This window comes from Pseudooceanicola aestuariicola, from assembly GCF_045763785.1.
Classification (GTDB): domain Bacteria; phylum Pseudomonadota; class Alphaproteobacteria; order Rhodobacterales; family Rhodobacteraceae; genus Pseudooceanicola.
Genome location: NZ_JBJGSF010000001.1, coordinates 525520 through 540506 on the forward strand (window position 1 = coordinate 525520; position 14987 = coordinate 540506).

The 14987-nt window shown below is 62.6% G+C and carries 9 protein-coding genes; 2 read left to right on the forward strand and 7 right to left on the reverse strand.

Annotation, left to right across the window (positions count from 1 at the left end; all coding sequences use genetic code 11):
- Window positions 1-46: 46 nt before the first annotated feature.
- The 3 genes from ACI3GR_RS02450 to ACI3GR_RS02460 form a co-directional block, all read right to left on the reverse strand.
- Entirely contained in the window at window positions 47-694 is a 648-nt protein-coding gene (locus tag ACI3GR_RS02450; RefSeq protein WP_407492337.1) for an SDR family oxidoreductase, read from the reverse strand.
- A gap of 1 nt (window position 695) precedes the next feature.
- On the reverse strand, window positions 696-1133 hold the full coding sequence (locus ACI3GR_RS02455; protein WP_407492339.1) for a DUF1178 family protein: 438 nt from the start codon (window positions 1131-1133) through the stop codon (window positions 696-698).
- A gap of 78 nt (window positions 1134-1211) precedes the next feature.
- The gene (locus ACI3GR_RS02460; protein ID WP_407492340.1) at window positions 1212-1667 is read right to left on the reverse strand and encodes an NUDIX hydrolase; all 456 of its coding nucleotides are present in this window, start codon (window positions 1665-1667) and stop codon (window positions 1212-1214) included.
- Window positions 1668-2163: 496 nt separating this feature from the next.
- Between ACI3GR_RS02460 and ACI3GR_RS02465 the strand changes: the two genes are divergently transcribed.
- Together ACI3GR_RS02465 and ACI3GR_RS02470 are read left to right on the forward strand one after the other, a co-directional pair.
- Complete coding sequence (locus ACI3GR_RS02465) at window positions 2164-5721, forward strand: right-handed parallel beta-helix repeat-containing protein (RefSeq protein ID WP_407492341.1); 3558 nt, start codon at window positions 2164-2166, stop codon at window positions 5719-5721.
- On the forward strand, window positions 5718-10859 hold the full coding sequence (locus tag ACI3GR_RS02470; RefSeq protein WP_407492343.1) for a hypothetical protein: 5142 nt from the start codon (window positions 5718-5720) through the stop codon (window positions 10857-10859). Before ACI3GR_RS02465 ends, ACI3GR_RS02470 begins: the two co-directional genes overlap by 4 nt.
- Before the next feature lie 11 nt (window positions 10860-10870).
- On the opposite strand, the gene ACI3GR_RS02475 is transcribed toward ACI3GR_RS02470, so the two are convergent.
- From ACI3GR_RS02475 to ACI3GR_RS02490, 4 genes are all read right to left on the reverse strand, one after another.
- A complete protein-coding gene (locus tag ACI3GR_RS02475) occupies window positions 10871-11626 on the reverse strand; it encodes a hypothetical protein (protein WP_407492344.1) in 756 nt (251 codons plus the stop codon).
- Entirely contained in the window at window positions 11610-12296 is a 687-nt protein-coding gene (locus ACI3GR_RS02480) for a hypothetical protein (RefSeq protein WP_407492346.1), read from the reverse strand. Before ACI3GR_RS02480 ends, ACI3GR_RS02475 begins: the two co-directional genes overlap by 17 nt.
- A gap of 741 nt (window positions 12297-13037) precedes the next feature.
- Window positions 13038-13376 carry a hypothetical protein gene (locus ACI3GR_RS02485; RefSeq protein ID WP_407492348.1) on the reverse strand — a complete coding sequence of 113 codons (339 nt, stop codon included), beginning with the start codon at window positions 13374-13376 and terminating at the stop codon, window positions 13038-13040.
- A gap of 127 nt (window positions 13377-13503) precedes the next feature.
- Complete coding sequence (locus tag ACI3GR_RS02490) at window positions 13504-14814, reverse strand: hypothetical protein (RefSeq protein ID WP_407492349.1); 1311 nt, start codon at window positions 14812-14814, stop codon at window positions 13504-13506.
- Between the last annotated feature and the right edge of the window lie 173 nt (window positions 14815-14987).

Genomic DNA, 14987 nt, shown 5'->3' on the forward strand with positions numbered 1-14987 from the left:
AATAGTCATGCGTTGCCTGCCCCATCAGGGGCCACAGGCGAATGCTTTAGAACGGGATGGGCTGACCGTCGTAGGTTTCAAACACGCCGGTGTGCTGCGGGCCAAGCGCATCGAACCGCGCGACCAACCCGGTCGAGGACGTGTCGACATCGATATCTGCGTTGTCGCCGCCCATATCGGTGCGCACCCAGCCAGGGTGATAGGCACCGATCGCGATGCCTTTTGGGCCAAGGTCCTGCGCCAGATTGCGCGTCAGGTTGACCGCCGCCGCTTTGGACGCGCGATAGACGTAGGATCCCCCGGGCGCACGGTCGTTGCTGCCCATCGCAGAAGAAATCACGGCGATCTTGCCCGCCTGCGATTTTTCCAGCGCGGGCAGCAGTGTCTGAATGGTCAGAAAAGGACCAGCGACATTGACGAACATTCCCTGCCGCCAAAGATCAGCGCCAAAGCCATCCGCCAGCGATTGCCCCTTGTCGGGATAGACGCCCGCGTTGCAGATCAGCAGATCGACCGGCCCGTCGCCAACCGCCTGATGCAGGGCCGAAAAATCCGGGTCCTGATCAAAGTTCAGCGCGATCAGCCCGCCGCCACCCTGCCGCGATGTCCCGATCACCTCATCGCCGCGGTCGCGGTATTTCTCGGCCATGGCCGCGCCGATTCCTCGGCTCGCCCCGGTAATCACAACGCGCATATCAGTTCGCCTTTCGAGAGTTCGAGAAGGGCAGGGGCATCACCGGAATGCCGTCTTCCACAAGTTTGCGGGCCTCATCCAACTTGGCCTCGCCATGAATGAACCGCGCATCCGCTTCGCCTTCATGGATGCGGCGGGCCTCTTCCACGAATTTGTCACCGACGTAATCCGACTCGGCCTCGATCTTGGCGCGCAGCTCTGCCACGGCCTTTTCCAGATCCGACCCCGGCTTGGACAGCGCGCCCGACACCTTAGCCTGATCCTCTTTTGACCGGCCCGTCGTGACGCGCGGGGCCATCACGGCCTTTTCGACCTTGGAGGACCCACAGACTGAACAGGCCACCATGCCGCGGTCTTTCAAGGTGTCGAAGGCCGCAGCCGATTGGAACCAGCTGTCAAACCGATGATCGTGGTCGCATTTCAGCGTGAACTGAATCATGGACATCCCATTCGCAAAACTGACGTATTACATAGACGTGGCGCGCCGTGTTGCAAGCGTGTTGCAGGCCAAAGCGCCTTACCGCGAGCCCAGTTTCGACGGGTCAAAATTGCGGATCAGCTCGGCCAACTCGGGTTCATCGACCCGCTTCGCCGCCTTTTTCCGGCTGAACCATTTGCGGTTCCGCTCGTTCGCTTCTTTGTATTCGGTCTTCAGGTATTTTGTCCGCACAGCAAAGAGATAGCCGATACAGGGCACTTCCGTGCCGTCATCCATCACCTTCATGTAGGTGTAGTGCCCCAAGGGGTCCTTGGTCGCGCGCCCGATCACCCCGGCCTCTTCCAGCGCCTCTTGCAGCGCGGCCTCATGCGGGGCCTTTTTTGCCATGGGCCAGCCCTTGGGCACGATCCAGCGTTTCGTCCCGCGACTGGTGATCAGCAACACCCGGACCTTGTCGTTGACCACGCGATAGCACAGCGCGGCATACTGCGTGCGCACATCATTTGGATTAAGGGCGTCAATTTCCTTTGGCATGGTGATTTACGACGAAGTGGTCACTTGCGGACCTGCACAATCACTCCGATCCGTGGGTTTGAAAAGCGTTTGTCGCGCCCGGCACGGCAGGGCACAGTCATGGTTATATCCCGATACGTGTTAGCGGCGAGGGCTGAACGGACAATTAAGCGCGGTGGCGGGACGTGCGACGGGGCGGCCGCTGTTGCCGCGGCAGCGTAGCGTCTTGTTCATCAGGCGACATACCAACGCCAGCTTGCGCGCCGCCTGCCACAGCGACTCGGCCCACAAACGACCGCACCACACGCCAAAGTCGCGTCCCGACTTCAAACCGCCTTTTGTCGCCCCTCCTGCTTCCCCACTCAAAACACAGGCAAAATTGACCTTGCGTCAGTACCGTACGGTGGGTCGACCCCCAATTTTTGCGTCAAAGCCGAAAATAAAATAGATTTATACAGGTAATTTCTCAGGTCTTTGCCGCTGCTGGCATCACAAATTTCCACAGGGGAGAAGCGTCATGCTGCACCGCTTCCGATTAAGCCTCATTCTGCTGATGCTGGCCACGTCGCCTGCCGTGGCGCAGACAGTGATCCCCGCCGGATCCGACCTTGGGCAAGCCACTGCGCCCGGCGACGGAAGCTACAGGCTGGACCCCGGACAATATACGACCGGACTGGCAGTCACCGGCGCACAGATGACCATCGACGCCCAAGGGGCCGAGATCGGCGGCGTGGACGGCCAGTCGATCATCTATATCGACGCGACCTCTGACCTGACCCTGTCCAGCGCGCGACTGACCACGACGAACCCTGAACAGGCGGCGATATTTCTGAACGGCGGCACGCTGCGCCTGTCGGACGTCTCCATCGATGGCCCGTTCAACTTTGGCGTCTACGCCACCGCCGGATCGACCCTGACCGTCAACGGCACCAGTTTCACCAGTACCGCCAACGGCATCTATATGCTGGATAAAGTCGCCTTCGAGGTCACCGGCGCAAGCTTCACCAACGCCACCAGTGTCGCCATCGCCGCCATTGGGGCCGAGGTGACGGGCAGCGTCGCAGACACGCAGGTCAGCGGCCCCAACGCGGAGATGGGCATCATGTCCCGCGACCGCGCCAGCGTTACGGTTAACAACACCACCTTCACCGGCCTGTCAGGTCGCGCGCTTTACGGCGACGGCGGTGGCTCTGTCACCGCGACGGATGTCACCATGACCGACGTGGCCGAAGGCGGCGGGTTTTTCAATGTCGGCACACTGTCCCTGACGAACGCCACAATCGACGGCACGTCTGTCACCGGGATCGCGGTGCAAGGCGGCGATATCGTGCGGCTAAGCAATGTCACCGCCAGCGTTCAGAACTCTGCCCTGTCCACCAGCGCCCAGATTAACGAGGTCGAGGTGACCTCCAGCACCTTCCAGACCGCAAACCCCGAACGTGCGACGATCTTCATGACCCACACAGGGGCCTATGGGCTGTTCGACGTGACCGGAACGGGCGGGTACGCGGGGCTATATATCCGAGGCCCGCAGGGCGACGTGCTGGACGTCACCGAAAGCCGCTTCACCTCCTCCGGGTTCGCGGCGGTGGTGGTACAGGACAGCCAGACAACCGGATGGGGCGCCCCTGTGTTTGACGAGGTCATCCTGCGAGGGGAAGGCGAGGCAACAGCGCTGGCCTTGGACAGCACCGCCGAGGTCGCCGTCGTCCGATCCGAGCTTTATGCGACCACCAAGCCGCCGCTGTCTTTCTACCAGTCCCAATCCATCAAGGTGACCGAAAGCATCATCGCCGGGGCAGGCGACGACTGGGGCCTTGGCACGATCGACAACCGGGTCGAAGACACCGCTAGCGCCAATGTCATCCGGACCGGCATCGACTTTGCCACCGTGGATTTCGCGGCACTGCAGGCAGAGCTTCGGGCCGAGAAACAGGCCGCTCAACAGGCCGCGATGGACCTCGGCCAGGTGGTCGCCGTGAATAATCAGGGCATGCCGATCACTGGGCCCGCGTCTTCGATCCTGCTGTTCGCCGATGGCTTTGACCATCCCCGCCCGCCCGCAACAGGAGAACCGATCGACGTGCCTGCCGGCACCTACACTCTGGTGATCGACGGTCAGGATCGCGGGCCATTCACCGTCACCCCCGACACCCTGCACGAAATCGAGGTGCCGGACCCCATCCATCCCTATTTCGTCAAATGGGACGGCGAACAGTACCTGCGCGCCCGCCCGCTGATCCTGCGCCCGCGCGACGAACTGGCCGCGAACTGGCAGGCGCGCAGCGTCAACGTGCTGGACCGCCGCATGTGGAGCGGCTGGGGGTATGGCATCCGGCGCCCGGACCTTAGCGACACTGAGGCCCAGGAAATCCTGACCGAAACGCGCAAGGCCTTTTACGCCAACACCGCCCGCGCGCATCAGGGTTATATCAACGGCAACAAGGACGTGGAGGACCGCCTGGCGCAGGCGATGAACTATGTCCTGATCCCGATCCTCGCAGAGCTTGGCACTGCCGAAGACATCCCGCGCCTGTTGGAGACCCTGCCGGATGAATTCACCTATCATCGCGATCTGGCCATCGATGCCGCCGCCATGATCGCCGCGCGCACAGGGGCGCTGGCTGACAGGCCGCTGTTCACGCTGGCGCAGGAGAGGCTGTCCGACAACCCTCGTCTTGCCTTGGAACTGGCCACGGTTTCCGGCGTGATGGGCAATGCCGATGCGATCCCGATGGTTCTGGACCTGCTGGCCGATCCGAAAGCAGACGAACGCACCTGGCGACCCAGCCCGCTGAGTTACGAACTGGTCTCGCGCAGCCGCGATCCTCGCGTGCTGAACCTGTTCCGCAACATTCTGGACGAAGCCGGGGCCGCGTGGGATCGCGCGATCGAAAAGAAGGAAGCCGTGGCATGGGCCACCGCATCGGGCTTTCGCATGTCCGCCATCCCCCTTGCGCTAGAATACGTCGGCGCCTTTGGCGATGACAGCGACGCCGATCGGCTGGTCATCCCGCTGACGGGGCGCAAATCGGTCGACAGTTCGGTCATGGGCATCCTCAAGGATCCGATGGTCGCCTATCTGGACGTGTTGGGTCTGCAGGACATTCCCTGGGCGGACTCCACCGCCGATGCCGTGATCCGTATGGGCAACCTAATCTGCCGCGCGGTGGAAAGGCGCGGTCAAAGCGAACGGGAAAGCTTTTTGTCGACCATCGAACTGCTGAGCGGTGAAAAGCTGAACGACCTGTACTTCAAGATCACGATGGAGCAGGGCGATAGTTATGCCGGGCGCACGGTGAACCGCATTACCTCGGCCTATTGCAATCCCAACACCAAGTTCGCCGAAGCGCGCCGGTCTGACCCGGCGGGGCTAGATATGTATGCCGACGACATCGTCGCGCATGCCTATGATGACCGGCCCAATCTGACCGAAGCCGAATTTGCGAAATACGACCCTGAAGCAGGCCTCTGGCCCAGGGTCGAGCTGTATTCGCACATGCCCAAAGACGAAATTCTGGCGAAGATCGACGCCGATCCGCGCTTTGACGCGCCCCTTGGGCAGGCGCTGCGGTTGAACATCCGCGCGCTGGACTATCGCTATCTGGAAAAAGTGCAGGACGTCTATTCCAACGGCGCGGATCGCCGCGTGTTTAACACTGCGCTGGCCAAGTCGAACAACGAAGCGGTGCTGTCAGGCCGGATCGACATGCGCCCGATCCTTAAGGACGGCACCCTGCGAATCGGGCTGCGCCCTCAGATCGCCTATTCAGAAAACGGCTTCCTGACCCCGCAGATGACGGGCCGCGACGTCGTTATGGCAGCCGCGCTGAAAGACGGCGCCTTTGGCATGATCAAAGAGGTCCGTCTGCACACGCCGGATGGCACGCAGGTCATGCCCCATGAACAAACCAGCGGCAGCGGCGTGCATATCTTCGCGCTGCCCTATGACAGCAACGACCCCTCCGGCCTGCGGGTCGAGGTCGAGCTGGACGTTTTCGAACAGAACTGGGTCTTTCCCTTTCCCCTGTCCTACGGCGAATTCGCCTTCCGTCAACGGAGCATGCTGCCATGACCGCCAGACACTTCACCCGCCCCCTTGCCGCGCTGCTGATCCTGACCTCTCAGGCCATCGCGCAGGATCAACCCTGCCGGTTGGCGGGCAACCTGATCCAGTTGGATGACATCGACCTGATCTATCACCTGAACCCCGAGGCGGTGAAGCGCGATGCGGCGCGGGACGCGGGCGACGATTTCTTTGACGATGGTGTTCAGGGCGGCGCGACCAAGGCCGACTGTGACGCCAGTAGCATCGTCGGGCGGCTGCGCTGTGACGTGATCAATCAGATGAACCCCGGCGACAGCAACGCCCCGCCCACACCGGGCGACACTGTCAGCGCCAATGGCAGCGCGGGGGGCGGCGCAGACGGCAAACCCGCCTTTGACCCGGCAGCGCGCGATCTGGAAAACTCCGACGCCGTGGTGACGATCCCGGCGCGGCGCTATCTGCAACCCGGCAACCCGGCCAAGATCTTCACCGTCCCCGCCGATCGCCCCCGGATCAAATCCTCGTCCCCGATCAAACCGGACGGCATGAAGCGCCTGCAGGATGCGGTCTATGATAACGTCGTGGGCCTTGGCAAAGCCGCCTTTGACGTCACCCCGGCGGCCATGGATCAGCTGATGAACGGTGGCAACGGCTACACCATCCCGCTGCCTCCTAACGGCAAGGACGACATCATGCTGATGGCGCCCATTTCGAACGGCGCCAAGATGCCCGCCGAATGTGTGTCCTACCTGAAGATGCAGCAGGACCTGATGGCGCTTGCCAAAAAGCTTCAGGACAAGGCCAAGGAATGCGACGCCATCAGCGGCCAGATCAAAGCGCACAAGGCCGCGACCGCCAAAAGCGACATCTTTGCCCGTGGGGCAGAGTTCTTCGGCGTCGACAGCACGCTGAACAAGCTAGAGGCCAGCCACGCCCAGTGTTCCAAACAGGCCAATGATATCCGCGCCCAGATGAAACCCATCAACGAGCGCGCCAAGAAACGCCGCGCCCGCATCGTCGAAGACCAGCACCGCGCCGATATCGCCGCCATCAAGGCAGACCCCAAACTGCTGGCCGCCGAAGAAAAATCCCGCGAGATGAAGGCCATCGCTGCCCGCGCCCGCTATGAAGGCCATCTGGCCAAGATGCAGGACGGCATGAACGCCTATAACGCCAACCTGCGCAGCTTTGACGACGCCATCGCCACGCTAGAGGCGTCTAACGATCCCGAGAAGGATCAGAAGATCGCTGACCTGAAACGCGAACGCGAACGGTACGAGGCCACCTATGCCTCGTGGTTGGAGCAGATGGAGGTGTCGCGCGTCAGCCGCGAGAAGGACTTTAACCGCGCCATGCGGGAAAATCAGGCCGACGGCATCGGCCCCAAGTCGAACCGAGAGCTGCGCCAGCGCCTGACCGATCAGGGCCTTAACCCGACCGAGGTGCTGTCGTCCCAGTTCGGCGAAGGCGTTCAATTTGCCACCCGACAGGCGGAACTGGACCGCGCCTCGCTTGGCGGGGACACGACCCTTGGGCAGAGCACGCAGGAATTGCTGACCGAAGTGGCCGTGGATTACTACACCATGTCGCCCGCCGAACGGCTGCGCCGCATGCGCGACTACGGCCCCGCCGCCCTGCAGGGCATCGGCGAAGGCGTCTATGACGGGGTCGAGGGGCTGGTCAAACTGGGCGCTGGCATCGGCAAGGCGGGCTACACCATCCAGAAAGGCGCGATGGATCTGGTGGCCGAGTCCGCGGGCTATGAGGGGTTCGAAGGCTCTACCGCAGACGCATTGGTCGGCGGCTACAACAAGGCCGAAGAACACTTCTCTCAGGATAAGCTGGCCGAGACCTACATGAACAAGGTCACGGACACCTGGAACAAGATCGACACCTCCTTCAACCGCGGGTTCGAGAAGCTGGCGGGCCAAGGCAAGAAGGGGGTCGAGGAAGGCGTGCGCATGTTCGCCAAAGGCGGCACGATGGCCGTCGGCGGTGAAGCGGCCCTGTTTCAAGGCGCATCGAAACTCAACGCGATGTACAAGGGCTGGCGCGGGTTGGACGCCGGGGCCGATGTGGCGCGCGGCGTGGATCTGGCCAGCGACATCAACCGCACAGCCGATCAGGGCAGCGATCTGGCCCGCGCGGCCGACGCGCCCTCTGACCTGACCCGGACAGGCGACGCGCTGAACGACGCCACCCGCACGGTCGATCCGGCCGCGGACGTCTCGCGGACCGAGGTGATGACCAACGCGCGCCAAGGCGCTGATGCCGCGGGCGACGCCAACCGCACCGTCACTACGCCGGGCGATGCCAGCCGCACCGTCACTACGCCGGGCGATGCGACCGCCCCCATGACGCCCACGGAAATCGCCAACGCGCAGATCCAGCCGCCCAACCCCGACATCGTCAACCGCGCCCGCCGCTTCAAAAAGAACACCGAGGCCGCGCGCGCTCAGGAAGCGCTGGAAGCCGCCGGGGTTGAACCCGCATTCGCCCGCGTCTTTGCCGCCAAAGCCGTAGAAGACAGCGCCGATTTGGCCATCGCCGGGGCCGCGCTGGAAAAAGGCCTGCCGCCGGGGCCTTTGTTGCGGTCTGGCAAAATTACCGAAGAGGGCCTGCGCAAGGGCATGCGCCAATACCTTGACGACATGGGCAAAACCCCGGCGGAACGCGACGCGATCATCAACCGCGCCATGTCGCGCCCCGACCCGACCGCCGCCGCCCCCCGCATGGCCGACCCGAACACGCCAGCAGGCAAGACGGCCCGGTTGGCTCCTGAGGGGGGGCCGACTTCAGCACCTACGCCCGAGACGGCCCCGACTGCGCGGTTGGACAGTCCGGAAACCGCGCCTACCGCCCGGATGGACAGCCCAGAGACGGCCCCCACGGCCCGGATGTCCCCGGAAACCGCCCCGACTGAGCGGCTCTCAAATGCAGACCGTGCCGCGCTGGCAGAGGACGCTCGCCCGACAGCTCGGCTGGACTCGCCCGAGACGGCACCGACCGTTCGGATGGACAGCCCGGAAACAGCGCCTACCGCCCGATTGGACAGCCCCGAAACGGCTCCCACCGCCCGGATGGACAACCCAGAGACGGCCCCCACGGCCCGGATGGACGCCCCGGAGCAGCCGCGGTCTGCGACGGACGGCTCTAAGTCGACTCAGCCAGCCAAGGACGCGCATCGAACATTAGACCAGATCAACGACATGCCGTTGGACTCGGCAGCCGCGACGCGGGCTGCGACGGATGGCTCCAAATCGGCGCAAAGCGCGCAGGACGCCCATAAAACGCTGGACCAGCTTAACGATGCGCTTTTGCCGCCGCCGGTCGATCCGAACGCGCGGGCAGTCGGCCGGTTCAGCCGTGCGGAGTTGCAACAGCGCCTCGCCTCCACGGTAGACGACGCCGCCACGAAGCTTCTGTCCCCAGCCGAGGCCGCAGGCCTGAAGGCCCCGACCACACGGATGCCCACGCCCGAGACCGCGCCGACCGCCCGTCTGGACCCTGCCGATGCCCCTACGGCACGACGTGATCCAGCGGATGCGCCTACGGCACGGTTGGACCCTGCTGATGCACCGACCGCGCGTTTGGACCCGGCTGATGCTCCTACGGCAAGGCTTGATCCGGCTGACGCGCCCACGGCAAGGTTGGACCCGGAGAATGCACCGACGATGCGCCTCGATCCGGCGGATGCACCGACTGCTCGCCTTGATCCCGCGAATACTCCAACCGAACGTCTCTCAAATTCCGATGTCGCGGCCTTGGCTGAGGACGCGCGCCCCACGGTTCGCCTTGATCCAGCGGACGCGCCAACAACTCGACTAGACCCGGCCGACGCACCAACCACCCGGTTGGACCCGGTCGACGCGCCCACGGCGCGTCTAGACCCGGTCGACGCTCCGACAACGCGCCTCGACCCGGCCGATGCGCCGACAGCGCGTTTGGACCCGGCGAATACGCCCACAGCGCGTCTCGACCCGACGGACACTCCGACCGCCCGCCTCGATCCCGGCGATAACCAGACAGCGCGGCTCTCGAATTCAGACGTCGCCGCCTTGGCCGAAGACGCGCGGCCCACGGCACGGCTGAACCCGGAGCAGGCCCCGACGGCGCGGATCTCGCCAGAGACCGCGCCAACCGCGCGTATTTCCCCGCCAGAGACCGCTCCGACCGCGCGCCTGCCCGCGCCCGATACCACCCCGACCGCGCGTCTGCCCGCACCCGATAACACGCCAACGGCGCGGCTTGACCCTCCGGCCACGCCTGATGGGCCGGAAACGGTGCGGTTGGCGCAGCCCGATCAGCCCTTCGGCCCGCCTGAGGGCAAAGTGCCGTTTGATCCCGATCCGGTTCAGGTCCGGACGAACGCGACTGGCGGCGTGGATTTGACCCACAATGGCCGCACGATCAGCATCGACCGCGCGAACGAAATCGGGCGCGGCAGTACCGCGGCGGTTTACGGCAGTGACGCCGGGCCGAACGTACTGAAGGTGTCGAAGAACGACCCCGTTTCCCAGAATCTTGATGTGCTGGGCCGCGAGGCGATGGAAGGCCGGATCGCCATTCCCGGCCTGAAGCGACAATACCGGATTGGCGAAGGCTCGACGCTCCCCGGCGACGTGCCCGCCGCGGGTGGGAAGGTGTCTGTGCTAGAGCGCGGACCCGAGCCGTTTTCCAAGATCGCCGACGGATTGAAAGAAACGGGCGAAGGCTTCGGCTCTGCCCGCCGCGCCGCGCTGAACGATGCGTTGGGCCGGATGAACCGTGACGGCTACGTGGTGCTGGACCTTAAGGGCGACAACTTCGGTTTCGTCAACTCGGCCAACCAGTCAACGGGCCGATCTTTGGATTTCGTCGCACTGGACGAAGGGATGGTGCTGAAGTTCAAGCCCGAGTTCGCGGAATACGCGGCCCAGGCTCAGAAAATCCTGTTGGATCCGGGCAATGCCATTCGCGCCCTTCCGGAACAGGCCGCCGTGATGGATCTGCGCGACCGGATGTCGATGTTTGACCGGTTTGTTGATTGGGGGGCCATGAACGGCGGACGGGCCGACGGGCCGCTGCAGACCCTTGGCAACGCGGGCGCAAATGCTGTGCCCTATACGCCGACACTGGGCCTGCGGTTCGACGATCTGACCGGGCCGCCTTTGCCCGGAAGCTAGGCGCCCGGACGCTAACTGTCTGACCCTGTCTTGGCCGGAAAGCCAGACAGGCCATATCCGGGATGAATGGGCGATACCGCACGGCAATACTGCCCCTCGGGCAGCGCCTGTTGCAGCATCAGCTCATTGCCAAACTCAAAGATCTCGCCGCGCGGCGGGATCAGCTGTTTCAGGCTGATCGCCTCGCCCGGCGTATGGATCGCCCGCAGCAGCACGAAATCGTCGATCACGGGCCGCACCCAGTATTCGACCACCTGACCTGTCGGCACCAGCACCCCGTCCCACAATGCCTTGGGATGCAGAGGGGCGGTGATCTGACACCAGCCTTTTTCCTTCAGCTGATCGGTCGAGGTGGGCGGCACATCCTCGGGCCAGTCGAGCGGTTCGATGATCTGGCGACCGCTGATCAGGTGCTGGACCATGACCAGCCCGCTTTCGCTGTCTTCCTGCGTCCAAAGCGTGACATCGTTGATGTCCTCTGGGTCCGGCCCCATCATGCCTGCAAGGTCCCGCAGATCCTCTAGCGGGTGCGGATCGGCGGGGTCTTTGCCCCAGCTCAGGTGGATCAGATAGTGCCGGGGCGTCAGGTCCGGTGCGTCCAGCAGCACGGTGTCCTCGGGCAGATATTCCGCCAGCACGGTAAATTCGGTCCCGGCCAAGGCGTGGCCTTTCGGCAGTTCGCGCTGGACCTGCGCGGCAAGCTTGCGTTCCCGGCCCGGGTCTGTCGGTTGCCAATCTGGGGGCAGGTCGTCAGGGATCAGGAACATTCAAACCCTCCAACAAGGTCGCCGTGATCGCGGGCCGTCGCGGGATCGGCGCGTCCGGGTCCGTCTGGCGATAGCGATAATATTCGCGGACCTGCATCAGCGTTGTGTCATCCAACACCCCATCCGGCGGGGTGTCGCGAAATTTCTGTTCCTGCAGGGCGGTTTGCAAAGCGGTCACCTGATCCGGGGTCAGAACCCGTTCGAAGACCGCATAAAGGGTATGGTTCTGCAGCACCGCCACCGCGACACGCGGCCCGGCGATATAGAGAGGGGCGACCAATTCTTCTTCGCACAGCAGGTCATAGCGCATCGGCGTATTCGGCTGCCCCTCCAGATCAGGCAGACGCAGATCGGACAGGAGCGGATCGGCGTCAAAAACGCTGTCCGTGGCGTCGCTGGCCGGTTGCAGGTCCCACCTTTCGCAAGACAGCCCGTCGAGCGATGGGCCCGTGTCCTCCACCGCGACGCGCTGGCCGATGTGGTCGCTGTAGGCGTCCAAAGGATTGATCGGCGCCGCCACGATCTGACTGTTGCGCACATCCACCAACTGCCAGTCGCCTGCGAAGGGCGCAAACGCGGTTTGGGCCATGGCGTCATTCGGCAGAGCCATGAAGGTCAGCGACGCAACGACGGATTGAACAGAGCGGATGGGGATGCGGGGGATAAACAAAGCCTTACGCCAGACAGTGCAGTTTGCGGGAACCTAAGCAATCCTAGGTGTCAGAGTTGCACCGGTCAAATTCATTGCGTCTGGGAGGGGGGGCTGACCCGCCAAACCCGCGGCAGGAGGGCGGCAAATAGCCAATGGCGTGAATGGCCAAAAAGATAAGGTGAATGTGGAAAAGCCGTTCTGCGAGGTGACGCCCCGACTGCCGCGACGCTTATTCAATGAAAAGATTGTGGAGGCGAGTACCGGAATCGAACCGGTGTACACGGATTTGCAATCCCCGAAAGGGCATTGTTTTTATTGGATATTTCTGTAGAACATCCGAAATCGCGCCGTAATGATATCAATGGGTTACGAGGGCGATGTAAACCGTGCTTTCGACCTTCTATTTGGGTCGGGGCATACGTCTCGAGATGGACGGTAGATAGGTCTGCTCTGTCGGAATGGCAAGGCATTGCCTGATCCATTCTGACCGCCAAAGATCATATCAGTCGATAACGCAGTAGCTGCGCGCAGAGGCGCGGCGTCAAACATGAGGAGCGGCCAGCTGGGGCATGCTCTTTGGCCAGACAGGGGTGAGGTGCTGTACGGTGCCCCGAGATGTCCTCAGCGCCCGAGGAACAACCGTTGCAGCCGAGTGCGCCATTCAGTCCCAAAAACAGCGAAGGGGCGCAGATTGCTCCGCGCCCCTCTCACATCGGTTGTGATGTTCAGATGCCGGTCATGCCGCCATCCAAGTCGGTTTCATGCCACGTTCTGAAACAGTACCGATTTACGCAGCAGGTTCAGCTCAGCTGGTTTCAGTTGATCCCGAATGCCGTCGAAGAAGGCTTGACGTTCCTGCAGGCTCGCGCCCAGGAGGTTCGAGGCGTTCACCTCGCCGATCAACGGGCGAACGCGGGACTCGATCTGCTCTCGTTTGAGAGCGATCTTTCCAAACGCCTTGACCTGCTGCGCAAATATGCGCTGGTTTTCCTTCGAGTTCGGATCATTGTAATCCGCCGGAGTCGCGCGTTTCCGCGGTTTGGTTTCGGGAGTGGGAACGGTCGGCTCAAAGCCTTCGTTCCGAGATGAATCTTCCATGGGAGTACTCCTGTGCTGGAAGTGGGTTGCAAGAGGGGCTACGGATCTGCCCCTGAAGATAAACTGGGTTCAAGACTCAGGGGGCGGAAACGGATCTTGGTCTTTTTTTGAAATTACGAAGGTTTTTTTATGATCGGTCGTCTGGACCGGTCTTGGGGGAGGTGCCGCGACGCGGTTTGGCGCGTTCCAGGATGACCTTTTCGCGCGCGGCGGTCCTCTGCGTTTTTGGCAACGCAACTTCAATGCGCTCCAGAGCCTCCGTGACCTTTTCTCGCGCACCCACTGGAAGGATGCGTTCAACGGTTCGGACAACGGCAACAACACGTCTTATCGCAATGAACGTACTCCGGAAAGCCTGTTCCATCCGCGATCGTTCCTCCTCGCGGACGGCGGCACGCATGCCCTCAGCGGTCTTCTGAACGGCGGCCTTGGCGGTTGCCACTGACGACGGCGCCTGATCCTCGACTGCCGCCAGGCGATCCAAGCTGGCGACCGCGTCTGGCTCCTCAGCACACTCTGGGTTGGGTGTCCCGTCAGGTTGCAGCGCTCCCGAGACGATCGCATCGTTCACGGCCTTGATCGCCTCAACGTCTTGGACCGCAGCCGCATTCTCCGCGGCCCGAGCGTCAACCCTCCGCTCTTTTTTCGCCATTCGGCGCTGTTTCTTCGCCAATTTTGCTGCGCGCCGTTCCTGCTTTGCTGCCTCTTTCGCCAACCGGACATCTTCTTCCTGTCGCCAGATGCGCGTCGGTTTGTGAAAGACCTTGGGCTTAGGCTTTTTCTTCTTTTTGATCGCGGCACGCCACTTCGACTTATGGCGTTGCCCTCGCTTCAGCCCGATCGGCTTAAACCACTCGCCAACACTGTCCTGCGCGGCTTCGTAGTTCTTGATCATCGGATGAATAGACGGCTGCAACATCTGCCGCGTCCCGTATGTCTTGCCTTCCCGCGTAATCTCGACGGTGGCGCGTGGCATGATGATCGCGTGTATGTGCAACGTCTTCTCATCGCGATCGAAATGCGCCTCAATGACGTCATCGCCAAAGTGTTCGAGCAGCCAGGCTTTGGCGAGGCGGACGAACTCCTTCTCGCGGCTATTGCCGGCCTCAGGGTCGATGAACGCGTCAATATCACCGGCGAAGTAGTCGTGATGCGCCGTCAGGATCAGCTCTCGCATCGGACCATGTTTTGTGGCCCGCCACGGGTCTCTTGGCCCTTCTGCAAGGCGGCGCATCCGCACTTTCTGCCTGTTCTGCTTCTCCAATGTCTCCAGCTCATCCGCAAAGTTCTTGGCCTTCATCCGTTCAATTTCGGCGAGCGCCTTTTCCATCCAGTCGGCGTCGCCGATAAAGCGTTGGTTCAGTTTCGATTTAGAACGATCGACCTGGTCGTAGTCGGCCCCCCTACGCTCAGTGTGCGCACGATATCGGGCCAGCATTGATGGGGTCATGCCTGCGTATCGCAGGACGACGCGGTAGGGTTTGTAATGAGGCGGTAGGTACATCGATGGTCTTCCAAAAAGTTTGATTTTTGGAAGATCGGATCGTTTGTGGTGGGTCGTGAATCTTAGGGAGGGTTTTTTGAGGGGGAGGGTGGTCCAAGTATCTGACA

What these genes read in the sequence shown, in the direction of transcription:
- ACI3GR_RS02450 (WP_407492337.1), bottom strand. Translation starts at nt 694, where the DNA reads ATGCGCGTTGTGATTACCGGGGCGAGCCGAGGAATCGGCGCGGCCATG.
- ACI3GR_RS02455 (WP_407492339.1), bottom strand. Translation starts at nt 1,133, where the DNA reads ATGATTCAGTTCACGCTGAAATGCGACCACGATCATCGGTTTGACAGC.
- ACI3GR_RS02460 (WP_407492340.1), bottom strand. Translation starts at nt 1,667, where the DNA reads ATGCCAAAGGAAATTGACGCCCTTAATCCAAATGATGTGCGCACGCAG.
- ACI3GR_RS02465 (WP_407492341.1), top strand. Translation starts at nt 2,164, where the DNA reads ATGCTGCACCGCTTCCGATTAAGCCTCATTCTGCTGATGCTGGCCACG.
- ACI3GR_RS02470 (WP_407492343.1), top strand. Translation starts at nt 5,718, where the DNA reads ATGACCGCCAGACACTTCACCCGCCCCCTTGCCGCGCTGCTGATCCTG.
- ACI3GR_RS02475 (WP_407492344.1), bottom strand. Translation starts at nt 11,626, where the DNA reads ATGTTCCTGATCCCTGACGACCTGCCCCCAGATTGGCAACCGACAGAC.
- ACI3GR_RS02485 (WP_407492348.1), bottom strand. Translation starts at nt 13,376, where the DNA reads ATGGAAGATTCATCTCGGAACGAAGGCTTTGAGCCGACCGTTCCCACT.
- ACI3GR_RS02490 (WP_407492349.1), bottom strand. Translation starts at nt 14,814, where the DNA reads ATGCTGGCCCGATATCGTGCGCACACTGAGCGTAGGGGGGCCGACTAC.